The sequence below is a fragment of the Devosia sp. 1566 genome (assembly GCF_004005995.1).
In the GTDB taxonomy this organism is placed as follows: domain Bacteria; phylum Pseudomonadota; class Alphaproteobacteria; order Rhizobiales; family Devosiaceae; genus Devosia.
The window spans coordinates 3,174,770-3,190,509 of the sequence record NZ_CP034767.1; the positions used below are offsets into that span (position 1 = coordinate 3,174,770).

The window sequence follows — 15,740 nt, forward strand, 5'->3', positions numbered from 1 at the left end:
GGTCTCAAGGTCGTTCCGACAGTCCAAGAGTAGTGCGAGTTTCTGCCAGCCCATGAAGCGATTGACGAGATATGTGGCGGGCCTGTTCGTGCGCGATGCCGTAATCCTGTTTGGTGTGGTGTGCGTGCTGCTTTGGCTGGTCAACTGCCTGCGATCCTTTGACGTGGTGGCGGTCAAGGGACAGGATCTGCTGACGCTGGCGCTGCAGGCGCTGCTCACCATGCCGCCGCTAGCCTTGACCTTTGCTTATGTGTGCATCGGCATCGGCGTTGCCCGGGCGCTGCAGGCGCTGCAGAATAATCGCGAACTCCATATCATCCACACCAGCCATGGACTGGGATCGCTGTGGCGGGCGGCCGCCATTGTCGCCGCGGGCGGGATGATCTTCGTGCTGCTGCTGAGCAATTTTGTCGAGCCGATGGCCAATCGGCGGGTCAATTTGCTGCAAACCAGTATCGCGGCGGACCTCGTCAGCTCCACCCTCAAGCCCAAGCGCTTCACCCAGGTAACGCCTGGCGTGGTGCTGTTGATCGGTGGCCGCTCCGGCAATGGGGAAATCACCGATTTCTTTGCCGATGACCGGCGCGATCCGCGCACCGAGCGCACCTATATCGCCAGTTCGGCCCGGGTGGCACGGGACGGCGACAATTACATGCTCGAGCTGCGCGATGGCTCACTGCAATATACCGAAAGTACGGGGCAGTTCTCGCAGATCTCGTTTGCCCGCTATGACCTCAGCGTCGAGCGGCTAACGCAAACCCCCGAGGACAATTTCCGCTTCCGCGAGCAGGACAGCCTTTCCGCAGTCAATGAAGCACTGCAGAGCGCGCAATGGACGCCCGAGCTGCGCGCCGACCTGCTGGAGCGGCAAGCACCCGCGCTCAGCGTTCTGGGCATTTGTCTGCTGATGGTCGCGGTGCTGGGCTTTCCCAATGGCAGGCGCAGCCGGTTCACCGTGCCCATGGAAGCCTTGGTGATGCTGCTGGCTTTTGCTGAGCGGGGCGTGAGCTCCTATAGCCCATGGGGTCCGGCCACCGGAGGGATCGTGCTCATTGTCGCCGCCCTCCTGATCATCCTGATGCGCGCGCGGCCCCGGGCGCCGGGCAAGGTGGTGCCCGCATGAGCCGGATCGACCTCCTCGTGCTCACCCGGCTGGGCGGGCGCATCGCTACCATCGTTTTTGTGTTTTACGGGCTGATCGCCCTGGTGGAATCGCTCGACACCTGGCGCTTCAACTATGTGGCCGAAAGCCAGGGCGTGCCGCTGGCCATCCTGATGGTGGCGATGAGCGCGGTGCGCTGGACCATCAAGACCCTGCCCGTGACCGTGCTGCTGGGCGCAATCCTGGGCTTCCTCGATCTCAAGGCGCGCCATGAGCTGACCGTGATTGCCGCCAGCGGCATCTCCATCTGGCGCATCGTGCGCGCCCCCACCCTGGCGCTGATCTTGGTGAGCTTTGTCATTGCCCTGGGCGCCGAAACGATGAGCACCCAGATCAACCGTCAGCTTTATCCAACCTCCCCGGGCAAATCCTCCATGCTCACCGATGGGGACGATATCTGGCTCGAGCAGCGCAGCGGGGAGTTCCGCTATGTGCTGCTCGCCCGTGCCATGCAGCCGGGCGGCTCGGTGCTGGGGGATGTGACGGTCTATGCCCTCGGAGGCGAAATGCCCCCGCGCATCGAGGCACCCGAAGCGCAGCTGCGCGACGGGCAGTGGCTGATGCCGGAAGCGATCGTGCGCACGGCCGATGCCCCGGCACGGCTGTTACGCGACTTCGCGCTGCCTACCACATCGAGCCCGGCCGAAATCAGCCTCAAGCTGGCCTCCACCGAAGACATGACCTTTTTCGAGCTGTCGCGCCTTGTGAGCGCGGGGATTGCCGATGAGGGCATCCGGGCGGCAGCGACAATGCGGCTGATCAAGCTGCTCTCCTTGCCGCTTGTGCTTACCGGATCGCTGTTCATTGCATTTGCATTTACTGCGGGTTATCGAAGGTCGGCTAACTATGGCCCCGCGGTTCTTTCGGGGATCGTTCTTGGGTTCGTTGTGTTCGTGATTACCGAGATGGCTGACCGCGCAGGGTCGACCGGCGTTCTCGACCCCACGTTTGCGGCAGTTGGACCGGCATTGGTGGCGATCGTTATTGGTGTAACGGTGCTGCTGTATAAGGAAGACGGGCGCGCGTGAGTAACAGGGGCTGGAACACAGGTTTGGTGTCGCCGCTCCGCAAGGCGGGTGCAGGTGCCCTGCTGGCGCTGGCCTTGTCTACGGGCGCCATGGCGCAAGGGCTGGTGCCGGCGCAATTCTTCAATGCTCCCGTCGATCCCGAAGCCGCTGCAGCGGTGGAAGCCGATAATCTGCAATTTGATGCCCGCACCGGGATCATCACCGCTTCAGGCGACGTGGTGCTGAATTATAGCGGTTACACCGTAACCGGGCACAATCTCGTCTTCAACCGCAACAGCAATGATGTGCAGTTCACGGGGCCCGTGAGCGTGCGCGACCCCTCGGGCAATGTGGCACAGACTACCGATCTGCGCGTGACGGGTGGCATGAAGCAGGCCTTCATCAACGCGCTGACGATTACCACCTATGACGGCGCCCGGATCACGGCGGACAGCGTCGAATTTGACGCGGCGCTGCGCACCCTTTTGAATGATGCCACCTATTCGCCCTGCGGCGATTGTATCGACGCCAAGGGACGGCGAATCGGCTGGTCGATGCGCGCGGCGCGCATCATCTCCAATGAGGAAGATGGCTCGCTGACGCTCGAGCAGCCCTCGCTGGCATTGCTGGGATTTCCCGTGGCGTGGCTGCCTTACCTTTGGCTGCCCGATACCAGCGACAGCGCGCTGGCCAATGTCCGCATGCCATCGATCGACTCCAGCGAGGAAATCGGGCTCAAGGTTGAAGTGCCCTTTGTGGCCTATTCCAACCAATGGACCGACATCATCCTGTCGCCCGCGCTGGTGAGCCGGCAGGGCCTGTTGCTGGGCGCCGAATGGATCCAGCGCTTCGACCAGGGCTCGTTCCGGATCAAGGCTTCAGGTATCTACCAGCTTCAACCGGACGCCTTCAGCTTCCCCGAAGCGCGCGAGGACTGGCGCGGAGCGGTGCAAAGCTCGGGCTCATTCCGGCCGGTCAAGGACTGGACGGTGGGTTGGTCCTACTCGGCCTTCACCGATGCGGCATTCTTCGAGGATTATCGCCTCGAAGAGCGCGAAGCTTCGGTCAACGAGGTCTATGCGACCAATGTGACGCGCGACACCTTTATCGATCTACGCCTGCAGCAGTTCACCCTTCTTGGAAAGGTGTCCGAAGCTGATCAGGACCGGCAGGGTGATGCCGTTCCCAGTGCGCGGTTCAACCATGTCGAGCGCCTCGCACCCGGCTGGGGCCAGGTCGAGGTGAGCGGACGCTTGCTAGGCGTGCAGCGCGAGGGCGATCATCGCGCCTTTGCCAACACCGTGCCCTATGTGTTTGGCTTTGCCGGCGACAAGACCCATGCCATGCTGCAGGGCGGCTGGCAGAGGCAATGGATCGGCGCGGGCGGCTTTGTCGCCACGCCCTATCTGGGTGGGCGCCTCGATGCGGCCTATTACAATGGCGAAAGCACCTTGCCAGTGGCGCCCGATGAAACCACGCTCTGGAGCGCAACGCCAATCGCCGCCATGGATGTGCGCTTCCCGATGGCCGCGAGCGATGGCTCCACGGTGCATCTGGTGGAGCCGATCGGGCAACTGGTTTATCGCGGCTCGGACACTTCGCTTGTCGGCATCACCAATGACGACGCCCAAAGCTTTGTGTTCGATGACACCAATCTGTTTTCGTATAATCGCTTTTCGGGCAGCGATCGGCAGGAAACCGGGCTGCGCGCCAATATCGGTGGCCGTTATCTGGCCGACTTCGCCGATGGCAGCTATGTCGAACTGATTGCCGGCCAGTCCTTCCATTTGGCGGGTGAGAATGCCTTTGTCACCGCCGATCCTGCATTCAGCAGCGCCCGGACTGGGCTTGAGGACGGGGCATCCTATGCGGTGCTGGGCGCTTATGGCGCCCTCAATCCCCATACCCGATTTGGCGGCAAGCTGCAGGTTGATACCGAAACCATGGACATCGCCCGCGCAGGGCTGGGGGCGAGTTTTTCGGCCGAAGGGTATTCGGCGGGGCTTGATTACTTCTATATTGCCGCCGACCCCCAGGGTGGCGTGCTGCGCGACCAGCATGAGATTGGCGCGCAAGTGGGCGTGCCCATCGCCGACTACTGGACGGTCAAGGCTGCCACCTATTGGGATCTCGCGGCCAATGAGTGGCTGCAGGTCAGCGGCGGCGTCGTATACGACGACGGCTATCTGGAACTGGGCGCCGGGGCGACCCTCACCGGGCCGACCCACACCTCCCCCGACGATACGCGCTTTACGGCATCGTTCCGCCTCAAGGCCCCGGCAGGGCTCAACATCGGCTATTCCGGAGATGTGGGCCGATAGGTTACCGATTTTGGCCGTATTCGTGAGCAATTGACTCCACGATGTTCCCGCCCCATTGGAGGTGGGCAAGCGAACAACAGGCGGATAAGCGAGATGGCGGTTGGAAATTTGGCCCGCGCGGCCGGGGCTGTGATGATCGGCGCGCTGATGAGCTTTGGTTTGGCAATGCCGAGCTTGGCAGCCAATGTGAAGGTCACCGTGAACGGCACCCCCATCACCGACGTGCAGATTGCCCAGCGCGTCAAGCTGTTCGCCATTGAAGGCAACAAGACCGGCCAGCGCGGCGCCACCGAGCAGTTGATCGATGAAGCCATCCAGATGCAGGAAGCCGAGCGGCTCGGCATCGAGGTTTCGGGCGCACAGGTGGATGAAGGCATCCTCCAGATCGCACGTAACACCAAGCTCAGCCAGGACAAGCTGATCCAGATGCTGCAGCAAAGCGGCGTCAATATCGACACGCTGCGCGATCGGCTGGAAGCGGCTATTGCCTGGAACGGCGTGACGCAGGCGGCGATCATGCCCCAGGTGCAGATCTCGGACCTGGCACTCGACCAGCAGGCGGCGAGCAAGGTCGCGGCCTATCAGAGCTTTGATTATATCCTCAAGGAAATCATCTTCGTGGCCCCGGGCGGCCAGGGCGCCGGCGCCCGCACTGCCCAGGCCAATCGCTACCGCAGCAGCTTTTCGGGCTGCGACAGCGCGGTGGAACTGTCGCTCGGCTATACCGACGCGGCCGTGATCGATGTGGGTCGTCGGCACGCCACCCAGCTGCCCGAAGCCATTGCCAAGGAACTGGCCGGGCTCAACGCCGGCGGCATCACCAAGCCGCGCGTGGTGGAAACGGGCGTTTCGATGCTCGCCGTGTGCCAGAAGACGCAGGCGGAAGACCTGACCTTCATCAAGGGCGATCTGCGCGCCGAAGCGGGCAGCGACGCGCTCAAGGGACAGGTCGAGACCTATCTGGCTGATTTGCGCAAACGCGCCAAGATCATCTACAACTAATCAGGGCCCGCTTCGGCGGGCCTTTTGCTTTGGGGGGTATGGATTTGGCTCAGCCGCTGGCGATCAGCATGGGAGAACCGGCCGGGATTGGGCCTGACCTGATCTTGCAGTTGTTCGCGCGACGTCATGCTGAGGCCCTGCCCCCATTTTGCGTCTTTGGCGCATCCGAGTTCTTTCGCGCCCGTGCGGCTCGGCTGGGCCTCGATCTGGCGGTAGAGGAATGCACGCCCGCTGACGCGGCCGAGGTGTTCGCGCGGGCTTTGCCCGTGTCAGCCGTTGAGGGGCTGGTGCCAGACCATCCCGGCAAAACGAGCCCGTTGTCGGGCCAGGCGGTGATCCGCGCCATCGAGCAATCGGTGGCCGCGGTGCTGCGTGGCGATTGTCGTGGGCTGGTGACCGCGCCCATCCACAAGGCGGCGCTTTACCATGCCGGCTTCCGGCACCCCGGCCATACCGAATTTCTGGCCGAGCTTTGCGCGGGCGGCGGCAAGCCCAAGCTGCCGGTGATGATGCTGGCCCATGGCGACCTGCGGGCGGTACCGGTCACCATTCACGTCCCGATCAAGGATGTGCCGGGGCTCCTCACCAAGGAGTTGATCGTCGAGACGGGCTGCGCCGTGCATCGTGATCTCAAGCACCGCTTCGGGATCGCCGAGCCGCGGATCGGGGTGGCCGGTCTAAACCCCCATGCGGGAGAAGGCGGCGCGATCGGACGCGAGGACCTGGAGATCGTGGGGCCGGCCGTGGCCGAAATGCGCTTCCAGGGCGTTGACGCAGTCGGTCCCATTCCTGCCGACACGCTGTTTTATCCGCCCCATTGGCGGCAATATGATGCGGTGATCGCCATGTATCACGACCAGGCGCTGATCCCGATCAAGACGGTGGCGTTTGAAGACGCGGTCAATGTTACACTAGGACTGCCGATCGTGCGCACGTCCCCCGACCATGGCACGGCGTTCGACCTGGCGGGCACCGGCAATGGGTCGACCCGCAGTTTTCTTGCGGCCATCCGGCTGGCCGACACCATGACGGAGCCGAGCAAGGCATGAGCCAGATCGATGACTTGCCCCCGCTGCGCGAAGTGATCGCCGAGCATGGGCTGCGCGCCAAAAAGGAACTCGGACAGAATTTCCTCCTCGACCTCAACCTCACCTCGCGCATTGCCCGCGTGGGCGGCTCGCTGGAAGGCGTGCGGGTGATCGAGGTGGGTCCGGGGCCTGGCGGGCTGACGCGAGCGCTGCTGGCCGAAGGGGCGCGCGAAGTGATCGCCATTGAGCGCGACCCACGCACGCTCCCTGCCCTCGCGCAGATTGCCCAAGCCTATCCTGGCCGGCTGACCGTAATCAGCGGCGACGCGCTGGAGATGGACTACCGTGCGCTGGCGGATGGGCCGACCCGCATCATTGCCAACCTGCCCTACAATATCGCAACACCCCTGCTGACTGGATGGCTCACTGCCGAGCCCTGGCCGCCGTTCTGGGACAGCCTGACGCTGATGTTCCAGCGCGAAGTGGCCGAGCGGATCTGCGCCGCGCCGGGCGAGGATCCCTATGGCCGGCTTGGCGTCCTGGCTGGCTGGCGCACCGATGCGCGGATTGCCTTCAATGTGGGTCGGCAAGCCTTTGTGCCGCCCCCAAACGTGACGTCCGCCGTGGTGCATCTCGTACCCAAGCCGGTGGACGACACCATTGCGGTCAAGCAGCTCGAACAGGTCACCAAGGCCGCGTTCGGGCAGCGGCGCAAGATGGTGCGGCAAAGCCTGAAATCGCTGGGCGTGCCGTTGGAAGGCCTGCTCGCTGCCGCCGGGCTCAAGGGCGATGAACGTGCCGAGGATTTGCCTGTTGGTGCGTTTCTCGCCATGGCGCGCGTATTGCCGCAGCTGCGCCAGGCAGCAGCGGCGGCCAGCCAGCAATAGGTCGGCTAGGCTCCGGTAGGGGCTGCAGGCACCGGCTGCTCGGATGGCAGCGGCGTAAGGCGGGTCAGGTGCAGCCCGACCAACAGGGCTGCCGCTGCCGCCCCGCCGCTAACCAGCAGCACGCCGTTCCAGTCCCAGGCGACCCACGCATAGCCGCCCAGCGTACCGAGCACAGATGAGCCCAGATAATAGCTGAACAGATAGATGGCGGAGGCCTGGGCGCGACCGACGCTGGCGCGGCGGGCAACCCATGCACTGGCAATGCCATGGGCGGCGAAATAGCCGGTGGTGGCAATGGCGAGCCCCAGAATGATCACCGGGGTTGAGGGCACAAGGGTCAGGAACACGCCAAGTGCCATCACCAGCACAAGGGTCCAATACACCCGCCGCCGTCCGAGGCGCTGCGCGAGGCCGCCGGCCCAGGCTGAGCTGAAACTGCCCAGCAGATAGACCACGAAAATGGCCGAGATGGCCGCATGGCTCAGCACAAAGGGCGGCAGCGCCAGCCGGAAGCCGACATAGTTGTAGAGGGTGACAAAGCTGCCCATCAACAGGAAGGCCGAGGCAAAGAGCCAGGGTAGCCCAGGATCACGGAATTGCAGGCGTACCAGCGCGGCAAGCTCACGCAGCGCAATGCGGCTGCGGCGTGAATTATGCGGCGCGGGAAGGAGCAGCACGACCACCAGAGCAGCGAGCGCGATGGCGGCGCCAAGAACCATGAGCGCGGGGCGCCAGCCAATGAGATCGGCAAGGATACCCGACAGCAGCCGCCCGGCCATGCCGCCAATGGCAGTGCCCCCGATGTAAAGCCCCATGGAAAAGCCCAAGGCTTCGGGGTCCATCTCCTCGGCGAGATAAACCATGGCGACCGCGGGCAGGCCGGAAAGGGTAAAGCCCATCAGGGTGCGGATGATGAGGAGCGCGCTCCAATTGGGCGCGAAGGGCAGGACGAGCCCCAAAGCCGCGGTGAGGAGAATGGCCCAGACCATCAGCGTGCGGCGCCCCAAGCGATCCGACACCCAGCTGGCGAGCAGGAGTGCGAGCGCCAAGGTGGCGGTGGTGCTGGAAAGCGCAAGGGAACTGGTGCCGGCGTCGAGCCCAAACTCGGCCGCCAGGATGGGCAGCAGCGGCTGCACGGAATACAGCGACGCGAAGATCGCGAAGGCGGACAGAAAGAACGCGATATTGGCGCGCACAAAGGCCGGGGTGCCACGGCGAATGATCTGCGTGCCGTTGGTCATGCCAGAAGTGCCTTGTCGCGCCGCGGGATATTGAGCTTAGAACCGCGCCCCGGCACCGCTCAAAGGGAATCGATCTGGTTCTGCAGATCCTTGACGAAATTATCGAGCTGCGTCAGCCGGCTCCGCTCGAGCCGTGCAGCGGCAAGGATGGAGCGCACCTTCTGGGTCGAAGCCTCCAGATCGTCATTGACGATGATATAGTCGTATTCGTTGTAGTGCTGCATCTCGAGCTTGGCGTTGCGCAGCCGCTTTTCGATCGTGCCCACGCTGTCCTGCGCGCGCCGCTCGAGCCGGGCGCGCAGCTCCTTGATGCTGGGGGGCAGGATGAACACGGTCACCATGTCCTTGCGGCTCTTTTCGTAGAGCTGCAGCGTGCCCTGGTAATCGACGTCAAACAGGATGTCGTTGCCGGCGGCCAGCTGCTCTTCCACCTTGGCGCGGGGGGTGCCGTAGAAATTGTCGTGCACCTGCGCCGATTCGAGCAATTCGCCATCGGCCTTCATGCGGTTGAAGGTGGGCACATCGATGAAATAGTAGTGCGTACCCTCGACCTCGTCGGTGCGGCGCGCTCGCGTTGTCACCGATACCGACAGCCGGATATTGGGGTCCTGCCCGAACAGGGAGCGCGAAATGGATGATTTACCCGCCCCAGAGGGCGAAGCAATCACCAGCATCACGCCGCGACGTTGAGATTCCATTGGGGCACGGCCTTGCGTGAGGTTCTGTCGCTGGGTTGTTTAGCGAACAAAGCCTTGCGGTCAAGAGCCGTGCGCCACCCCGTCCCCAGCTGCGACCTATTGCGGCGCGGCGGGGGCCGCCTCACCCGCTTCTTCGGCTTCCAGCGCCTGGCGGGCGGCTTCGGCATCTGCCTCGGCCTGGGCGGCCGCCTCACGCTCTATTTCGCGCCAACGCGCCACATTGGTCTGGTGCTCGGCATAGGTTTCGGCAAAGGCATGGCCGTCAGAGGGTACCGGCCCCTTGGCCACGAAGTAGAGATACTCGTGGGTGTCGGGGTTGGCGACAGCGCGCAGGGCATCGGCGCCCGGATTGGCAATCGGGGTCGGGGGCAGACCATCGATCTGGTAGGTGTTGAACGGGGTCTTGGCTTCGATCTCGGAGCGCCGCAGCCCGCGCCCAAGCGGAGCCTGGCCATTGGTGATGCCATAGATGATGGTGGGGTCCGATTGCAGGCGCATGCCTTCGCGCAGCCGGTTGACGAACACGGCGGCGACCTGCGGACGCTCGCTCGCGACCCCGGTTTCCTTTTCCACGATGGAAGCGAGAACCAGCAGCTCTTGGGCCGATTGGAGGGGCAGGTCCGGATTGCGGGCGGCCCAGATCGCGTCTAGCTCGGCCTTCATCGCCGCCTGCATCTTGTCGACCACTGACTGGCGGGTATCGCCAGGAAGGTAGTCATAGCTGCCGGGCAGCAGCGAGCCTTCGGGGGGCACCGGGGTGATTTCGCCCACCAGATTGCTGTCGCCATTGATCCGTTGCACCGCTTCCCACGTGGTCCAGCCCTCAGGGATGGTCACGGCGTAGCGGATCGGATTGCCTTCGGTGAGTTCCTTGAGGATATCGGCCATGCTGGCGCCGGCGGGGATGGTGAAGTCACCCGCCTTGAGCTTGCCTTGCCGCTCGAGCGCCCGCCCGCCGAGCTGGAACACATAGCGGTTCGAGATCAGCCCCTGCTCTTCAAGGCGCTCGGAGGTGGTGCCAAGGCCGTTGCCCGATTCGACGCGGAACACGGTGTCAGCCTGGGCGGGGCCGTCGCCATAGAACTGAGAGGCGCCATAGAGGAGCACGCCGCCGGCAACCACAAGTCCGATCACCAGCAGGGTCAGCAACCCATTGAGGATGTCGAGAAAGCCATTGCCCGAGCGCTTACGCGTCCGCCGGTTCTTTGGATCGGCCATGTTGCTGCCCCCGCCCTCTGTCGTGAATCGTTGTGGGGCTCTGTTCCATCGCAATGGCACAAAACTGTGGCATGGCTCGCGCTTGCGGTGCAAACCAGCGCATGAGCGCTGGCTACCCTGCGCGGGATAGTCGTCCCTTAATCGGCCTTGCGCATCACCAGAGTCGCATTGGTGCCGCCAAACCCGAAGGAATTGGACAGCGCCACATTGATCTCTTTCTTGCGCGGTGTCTTGGGCACCAGGTCCATGCTGGTTTCCACCGACGGATTGTCGAGGTTCAGCGTTGCCGGAGCAATGCTGTCACGCATGGCCAGGAGGCAGAAGATGGCCTCAACCGAGCCGGCAGCGCCCAGGAGGTGACCGATGGCCGATTTGGTAGAGCTCATAACCGCCCCGGCGGCGGCATCGCCCATGACACGCATGACGGCGCCCAGTTCGATTTCGTCGCCGAGCGGGGTCGAGGTGCCGTGGGCGTTGATGTAGTCGATCTCGGCGGGGCTGATGCCGGCGCGCTTGATCGCCGCGCTCATGGCGCGGAACCCGCCATCGCCATCGGGCGAGGGAGCCGTGATGTGATAGGCATCGCCCGAAAGGCCATAACCAACCACTTCGCCATAGATCTTGGCGCCGCGGGCCTTGGCGCGCTCATAGTCCTCGAGCACGACAATGCCGGCGCCTTCGCCCATGACAAAGCCGTCGCGATCCTTGTCATAAGGCCGGGAAGCGGCTTCCGGATTGTCGTTGAATCCAGTTGATAGCGCCCGTGCAGCCGAAAAACCGGCGAGAGCCAGCCGGTTGACGCAGCTTTCGGCGCCGCCGGCGACCATCACATCGGCATCGCCGAGTGCGATCAGCCGGGCCGCATCGCCAATGGCATGCGCGCCGGTGGAGCAGGCGGTAACCACGGAATGGTTGGGACCCTTGAGGCCAAAACGGATCGAAACATGGCCGGAAGCCAGGTTGATCAGGCGGCCGGGGATAAAGAACGGGCTGATGCGCCGCGGACCTTTTTCGTGCAGCGTGATGGAGGCATCATAGATGCCGCCGACCCCGCCAATGCCAGAGCCGATCAGAACGCCGGTGCGTTCCTGATCTTCCTGGGTCTTGGGCTCGACACCGGCGTCCTGGATGGCCTGCGTTGCCGCGGCCATTGCATAAACGATGAAAGGATCAACCTTGCGCTGTTCCTTGACGTCCATCCAGTCGTCGGGATCATACTTGCCCTCGGCATAGGGGCCGAGCGGCAAGCGATGAGCGATCTGGCAGGCGATGTCGTCGACCTGGAAATCGTCGATGCGCTTGGCGCCGCTCTTACCAGCCAGAAGATTGGCCCAGGTTGCTTCTACGCCACATCCTAAAGGTGTGACGAGACCCAAACCGGTGACGACGACGCGGCGCATTTCCATTGTCGAGCCTATCGTGCGCCGGCCTTAGCCGACAGCCTTGGTGAGGAAGGAAACTGCGTCACCAAAAGTCTGGATGGATTCAGCAGCATCGTCCGGGATCTCGACCGAGAATTCTTCCTCGAACGCCATCACCAGCTCGACCTGATCGAGCGAGTCAGCGCCCAGATCGTCGATGAAGCTCGCCTTTTCAACGACCTTCTCAGCATCCACATTGAGGTGTTCCACAACGATCTTGCGGACCCGATCAGCGACATCGCTCATATTTGACTTCCCTTTTTCGAAATCGAAGTTTCGGTTGCTTCTTATTGGCGCCTAGCCAAATCTTCAAGCGCCGTCTTGGGCTGCCACACCGGAATATCGGCTTCCAGCACAGCTTTTCCCGGGACGGAGCCGTCCTTGCAGTGGCCCCGATAGGGGCGCCAGCTGCCCTATCCTAACGCAGCACCGGCGATTTAGATCATCGCCATGCCGCCGTTCACGTTCAGCGTATGCCCGGTGATATAGGCCGCAGCATCGCTGGCGAGGAACACCGCGCAGGCCGCCACTTCCTGGGGCGTGCCCAGCCGATTGGCGGGGATGGTCGACAAAATCCCCTCGCGCTGCTTGTCATTGAGCTCATCGGTCATGGCCGAGGCGATAAAGCCCGGCGCGATGGAATTGACCGTGATGTTGCGCGAAGCCACTTCATGGGCAAGTGCCTTGTTCATGCCGATAAGGCCGGCCTTGGAGGCAGCATAATTGCCCTGCCCCGGGTTGCCCATGACCCCGACCACCGAGGAAATCCCGATGATGCGGCCAAAGCGCTGCTTCATCATGCCGCGCAAAACGGCGCGATTGAGGTGAAAGGCAGCGGTCAGGTTAACCGCGATCACCTCGTCCCACTCCTCGTCCTTCATGCGCATGAAGAGGTTGTCGCGCGTCATCCCGGCATTATTGACCAAAATATCGAGCCCACCCAGCGCCGCTTCCGCGGAAGGCACGAGCTTGTCGACGTCATCGAGCTTGGAGAGATTGCACGGCAGGATCGGACTGTCGGCGCCGATTTCCTTGGCAACATCCTCCAGCGCTCCCTGGCGGGTGCCGCTCAACGCCACCTTGGCTCCCGCTGCGGCGAGCGCCTTGGCGATCTCGCGCCCGATGCCGCCGCTGGCGCCAGTCACGAGGGCGCGCTTGCCGGTCAAATCAAACATGGGACAGCTCTCCGCAGAAAATCAAACAGGGGATCAACAAGAATCAGGCGGGCAGCGTCGCGGCGAAGGCGGCGATGTCGTCGGGCGTGTTGACCGCCACAGCAGTAGCCTCAGGGTTGATGCGTTTGGCAAGGCCCGTCAGCACCTTGCCGCTACCCAGCTCGGCCAGATGGGTGACCCCGCCCTCGCCGGTGAGCCAGGTCACGCTTTCGGTCCAGCGCACGACGCCGGTCACCTGCTCGACGAGACGCTGGCGGATCGCGTCGGGATCGCTGATCGGCGCGGCCAGCACATTGGCGACCAGCGGCACAACGGGAGCCTGCATCTGCACCTCGGCCAGCGCTTCGCGCATGGCATCGGCGGCAGGCTGCATCAGGGCGCAATGGAACGGGGCACTGACAGGCAGCAGCAGGGCACGCTTGGCGCCTTTGGCCTTGGCCAGCTCAACGGCGCGCTCGATGGCGGCGACTGCACCCGATACCACGACCTGGCCGGGGGCATTGTCATTGGCGACATCGCAGATTTCGCCCTGGCCCGCTTCTGCCGCGACGGCACGGGCGGTCTCGAGATCAAGGCCTAACAGCGCCGCCATGGCGCCATGACCGACCGGAACGGCCTTTTGCATGGCCTGCCCGCGCGTCTTGAGCAGCCGCGCCGCATCGGCAACAGTAAAGGTGCCCGCCGCGCAAAGGGCGGAATATTCGCCCAGCGAATGGCCCGCCACATAGGCGGCGTGATCGGCAAGGCGCACACCGCGTGCTTCAAGCACCCGCATCACTGCGATGCTCACCGCCATCAGCGCCGGCTGCGCATTTTCGGTCAGGCGCAGCATCTCGTCCGAGCCTTCGAACATGATGGCCGAAAGGCGCTGCCCGAGCGCCTCATCGACTTCCCCGAACACGGCGCGCGCTTCCGGAAAGCTCGCGGCCAAATCCTTGCCCATGCCAACTGCCTGGCTGCCCTGGCCGGGAAAGGTGAATGCATAGCGGGTCATTGACGGCGTCCTTGTTGCTCGGGAGCGGCGCCGCTCCCTCTTGGGAGGGGCGTTTGCCGGGTGTGTGTGGCAGAGTCAAGGCACGGGCCGCTGCCCCCGGCCATCCAATCTAGTTGTTGAGGCCAGCCGCCTGGCGGGCCGAGCGCTCGGCGACGTCACCGGCCTGCCGGATCTCGGCTTCGGTTTGCCCCAGGGCACGAGCACCTTCTTCGGCTGCGCGACGAGCAGCGACAACCGCATCGCGCCGCATCTGCTCGGTCATGGTGCCGGCCCGCGACCGCAGATTATCGATCGTCGCCTGGGGGTTGGCCATCGCGTCAACCGCGGGCGCCAGCGATTCGGGCACGTTGAGCTGCAAGGTGCGCGAACCATCGGGATTGGTTTGAACACTTGCCGCAGGCTCCCGGTCCGGCGCGTCATCACAGGCCACAAGCCCAAGGGTGGCAAGGAGCGCGAGTGGGGCAAACAGCTTTTTCATGCGAAACAAAATTCCTGGTAACGTTGAGTGGTCTCGCCATGGCAAAGCCTGAGCCGCCGGGCGGTTCCAAAATAGCCAACAGGCCGAAAAGCCTTGTGCGAAGCCCCTCTTTGGCCTATGTGACCCGCAGCATTCGTTTGGCCGGGGGCTGAACGGAGGGTTGGTGCATGGGGTTTCTCCTGCGCCGATAGGACCAACAAGTCCGGCCTCCCGTGTTCCCGCTCTTTGCAAGACTGCTTTGACGCCGTTCCCGGCTTCAAGGAGGCTCCGCGCCAACAAGTGCACTGTGTTGAACCACAAAGGAAGGCGCATCAATGGCCCTTTACGAGCATATCTTCCTGGCGCGCCAGGACGTTTCCCAGCAGCAGGTTGAAGAGCTGACCGCTGCTCTGACCGAAGTCCTCGCTTCTGGCGGCGGCAAGGTCACCAAGAATGAATATTGGGGCCTCAAGGGCCTCTCCTACCGCATTCGCAAGAATCGCAAGGCCCACTACACGCTGATGAACATCGACGCTCCGGCTCCCGCCGTTGCCGAGATGGAGCGCCAGATGCGCATCAATGAAGACATCCTGCGCTTCATGACCGTGCGCGTTGACGAGCTGGAAGAAGGCCCGTCGGCCATGATGCAGAAGCGCGACCGTGATGACCGCGGCGACCGCGATGGCGGCCGTCCTGATCGTGGTGGCTTCGGCGGCGAACGCCGTCCCCGCCGTTTCTAATTCAAGGACCTCAAAGCTATGGCAATCAAAGACCTTACCACCGCCCAGGCCCGCCGTCCGTTCCAGCGCCGGCGCAAGACCTGCCCATTCTCGGGCGAAGGCGCTCCCAAGATCGACTACAAGGACGTGCGTCTGCTCAGCCGCTATGTTTCCGAGCGCGGCAAGATCGTTCCCTCGCGCATCACCGCCGTTTCGGCGCTCAAGCAGCGTGAACTGGCTCGTGCGATCAAGCGGGCCCGCTTCATCGGCATCATGCCTTACGCTGTTCAATAAGCTCACTGGGACGGCCAGCTAGCGGCAATCTGCTGCGCTTCCGGTGCTCACGTACTTCAGTACGCTCCGCTCCGGTTCTCGCAGATCACCACTATCCGACTCGTCCCAGTGGCTTT

16 protein-coding genes are annotated in these 15,740 nt (G+C 63.5%); 8 read left to right on the top strand and 8 right to left on the bottom strand.

From position 1 onward, the window contains the following. The first annotated feature begins 61 nt into the window (after positions 1-61). From ELX51_RS15245 to rsmA, 6 genes are all read left to right on the top strand, one after another. Positions 62-1,123: an LptF/LptG family permease gene (locus ELX51_RS15245; protein WP_164854886.1), complete on the top strand. Its 1,062-nt coding sequence runs from the start codon at positions 62-64 to the stop codon at positions 1,121-1,123. Next, entirely contained in the window at positions 1,120-2,190 is a 1,071-nt protein-coding gene (locus ELX51_RS15250; RefSeq protein ID WP_164854887.1) for an LptF/LptG family permease, read from the top strand. Before ELX51_RS15245 ends, ELX51_RS15250 begins: the two co-directional genes overlap by 4 nt. Further along, positions 2,187-4,490 carry an LPS assembly protein LptD gene (gene lptD, locus ELX51_RS15255; protein ID WP_127754326.1) on the top strand — a complete coding sequence of 768 codons (2,304 nt, stop codon included), beginning with the start codon at positions 2,187-2,189 and terminating at the stop codon, positions 4,488-4,490. The genes ELX51_RS15250 and lptD overlap by 4 nt, the downstream gene beginning before the upstream one ends. A gap of 93 nt (positions 4,491-4,583) precedes the next feature. Next, the gene (locus ELX51_RS15260) at positions 4,584-5,492 is read left to right on the top strand and encodes a SurA N-terminal domain-containing protein (RefSeq protein WP_127754327.1); all 909 of its coding nucleotides are present in this window, start codon (positions 4,584-4,586) and stop codon (positions 5,490-5,492) included. A gap of 38 nt (positions 5,493-5,530) precedes the next feature. After that, entirely contained in the window at positions 5,531-6,541 is a 1,011-nt protein-coding gene (gene pdxA, locus ELX51_RS15265) for a 4-hydroxythreonine-4-phosphate dehydrogenase PdxA (RefSeq protein WP_127754328.1), read from the top strand. Beyond that, the gene (gene rsmA, locus ELX51_RS15270; RefSeq protein WP_127754329.1) at positions 6,538-7,407 is read left to right on the top strand and encodes a 16S rRNA (adenine(1518)-N(6)/adenine(1519)-N(6))-dimethyltransferase RsmA; all 870 of its coding nucleotides are present in this window, start codon (positions 6,538-6,540) and stop codon (positions 7,405-7,407) included. The genes pdxA and rsmA overlap by 4 nt, the downstream gene beginning before the upstream one ends. Positions 7,408-7,412: 5 nt before the next feature. On the opposite strand, the gene ELX51_RS15275 is transcribed toward rsmA, so the two are convergent. The 8 genes from ELX51_RS15275 to ELX51_RS15310 form a co-directional block, all read right to left on the bottom strand. Continuing rightward, complete coding sequence (locus ELX51_RS15275) at positions 7,413-8,648, bottom strand: MFS transporter (RefSeq protein WP_127754330.1); 1,236 nt, start codon at positions 8,646-8,648, stop codon at positions 7,413-7,415. Between the two features lie 59 nt (positions 8,649-8,707). Further along, on the bottom strand, positions 8,708-9,346 hold the full coding sequence (gene gmk / locus ELX51_RS15280) for a guanylate kinase (protein WP_248305141.1): 639 nt from the start codon (positions 9,344-9,346) through the stop codon (positions 8,708-8,710). A gap of 96 nt (positions 9,347-9,442) precedes the next feature. After that, a complete protein-coding gene (gene mltG / locus ELX51_RS15285; protein ID WP_127754331.1) occupies positions 9,443-10,564 on the bottom strand; it encodes an endolytic transglycosylase MltG in 1,122 nt (373 codons plus the stop codon). Positions 10,565-10,701: 137 nt separating this feature from the next. After that, a complete protein-coding gene (gene fabF / locus ELX51_RS15290; RefSeq protein ID WP_127755321.1) occupies positions 10,702-11,964 on the bottom strand; it encodes a beta-ketoacyl-ACP synthase II in 1,263 nt (420 codons plus the stop codon). Between the two features lie 30 nt (positions 11,965-11,994). Then, positions 11,995-12,231, bottom strand: a complete 237-nt coding sequence (locus ELX51_RS15295; RefSeq protein WP_035100440.1) for an acyl carrier protein — start codon at positions 12,229-12,231, stop codon at positions 11,995-11,997. Positions 12,232-12,422: 191 nt separating this feature from the next. Beyond that, entirely contained in the window at positions 12,423-13,160 is a 738-nt protein-coding gene (fabG, locus tag ELX51_RS15300) for a 3-oxoacyl-[acyl-carrier-protein] reductase (RefSeq protein ID WP_127754332.1), read from the bottom strand. Positions 13,161-13,203: 43 nt separating this feature from the next. Beyond that, entirely contained in the window at positions 13,204-14,154 is a 951-nt protein-coding gene (gene fabD, locus ELX51_RS15305) for an ACP S-malonyltransferase (protein ID WP_127754333.1), read from the bottom strand. 109 nt (positions 14,155-14,263) lie between these two features. Then, positions 14,264-14,632, bottom strand: a complete 369-nt coding sequence (locus tag ELX51_RS15310) for a hypothetical protein (protein ID WP_127754334.1) — start codon at positions 14,630-14,632, stop codon at positions 14,264-14,266. A gap of 314 nt (positions 14,633-14,946) precedes the next feature. Between ELX51_RS15310 and rpsF the strand changes: the two genes are divergently transcribed. Both rpsF and rpsR read left to right on the top strand, forming a co-directional pair. Beyond that, positions 14,947-15,351, top strand: a complete 405-nt coding sequence (rpsF, locus tag ELX51_RS15315) for a 30S ribosomal protein S6 (RefSeq protein WP_127754335.1) — start codon at positions 14,947-14,949, stop codon at positions 15,349-15,351. Between the two features lie 18 nt (positions 15,352-15,369). Continuing rightward, positions 15,370-15,624 (top strand): 30S ribosomal protein S18, encoded by a 255-nt coding sequence (rpsR, locus tag ELX51_RS15320; RefSeq protein ID WP_035100429.1) that lies wholly within the window; start codon positions 15,370-15,372, stop codon positions 15,622-15,624. The last annotated feature ends 116 nt before the right edge of the window (positions 15,625-15,740 follow it).

What these genes read in the sequence shown, in the direction of transcription:
- rpsR (WP_035100429.1), top strand. Translation starts at nt 15,370, where the DNA reads ATGGCAATCAAAGACCTTACCACCGCCCAGGCCCGCCGTCCGTTCCAG.
- ELX51_RS15275 (WP_127754330.1), bottom strand. Translation starts at nt 8,648, where the DNA reads ATGACCAACGGCACGCAGATCATTCGCCGTGGCACCCCGGCCTTTGTG.
- ELX51_RS15310 (WP_127754334.1), bottom strand. Translation starts at nt 14,632, where the DNA reads ATGAAAAAGCTGTTTGCCCCACTCGCGCTCCTTGCCACCCTTGGGCTT.
- fabF (WP_127755321.1), bottom strand. Translation starts at nt 11,964, where the DNA reads ATGCGCCGCGTCGTCGTCACCGGTTTGGGTCTCGTCACACCTTTAGGA.
- ELX51_RS15295 (WP_035100440.1), bottom strand. Translation starts at nt 12,231, where the DNA reads ATGAGCGATGTCGCTGATCGGGTCCGCAAGATCGTTGTGGAACACCTC.
- ELX51_RS15260 (WP_127754327.1), top strand. Translation starts at nt 4,584, where the DNA reads ATGGCGGTTGGAAATTTGGCCCGCGCGGCCGGGGCTGTGATGATCGGC.
- rpsF (WP_127754335.1), top strand. Translation starts at nt 14,947, where the DNA reads ATGGCCCTTTACGAGCATATCTTCCTGGCGCGCCAGGACGTTTCCCAG.
- rsmA (WP_127754329.1), top strand. Translation starts at nt 6,538, where the DNA reads ATGAGCCAGATCGATGACTTGCCCCCGCTGCGCGAAGTGATCGCCGAG.
- ELX51_RS15250 (WP_164854887.1), top strand. Translation starts at nt 1,120, where the DNA reads ATGAGCCGGATCGACCTCCTCGTGCTCACCCGGCTGGGCGGGCGCATC.
- mltG (WP_127754331.1), bottom strand. Translation starts at nt 10,564, where the DNA reads ATGGCCGATCCAAAGAACCGGCGGACGCGTAAGCGCTCGGGCAATGGC.
- fabG (WP_127754332.1), bottom strand. Translation starts at nt 13,160, where the DNA reads ATGTTTGATTTGACCGGCAAGCGCGCCCTCGTGACTGGCGCCAGCGGC.
- gmk (WP_248305141.1), bottom strand. Translation starts at nt 9,346, where the DNA reads ATGGAATCTCAACGTCGCGGCGTGATGCTGGTGATTGCTTCGCCCTCT.
- pdxA (WP_127754328.1), top strand. Translation starts at nt 5,531, where the DNA reads ATGGATTTGGCTCAGCCGCTGGCGATCAGCATGGGAGAACCGGCCGGG.
- fabD (WP_127754333.1), bottom strand. Translation starts at nt 14,154, where the DNA reads ATGACCCGCTATGCATTCACCTTTCCCGGCCAGGGCAGCCAGGCAGTT.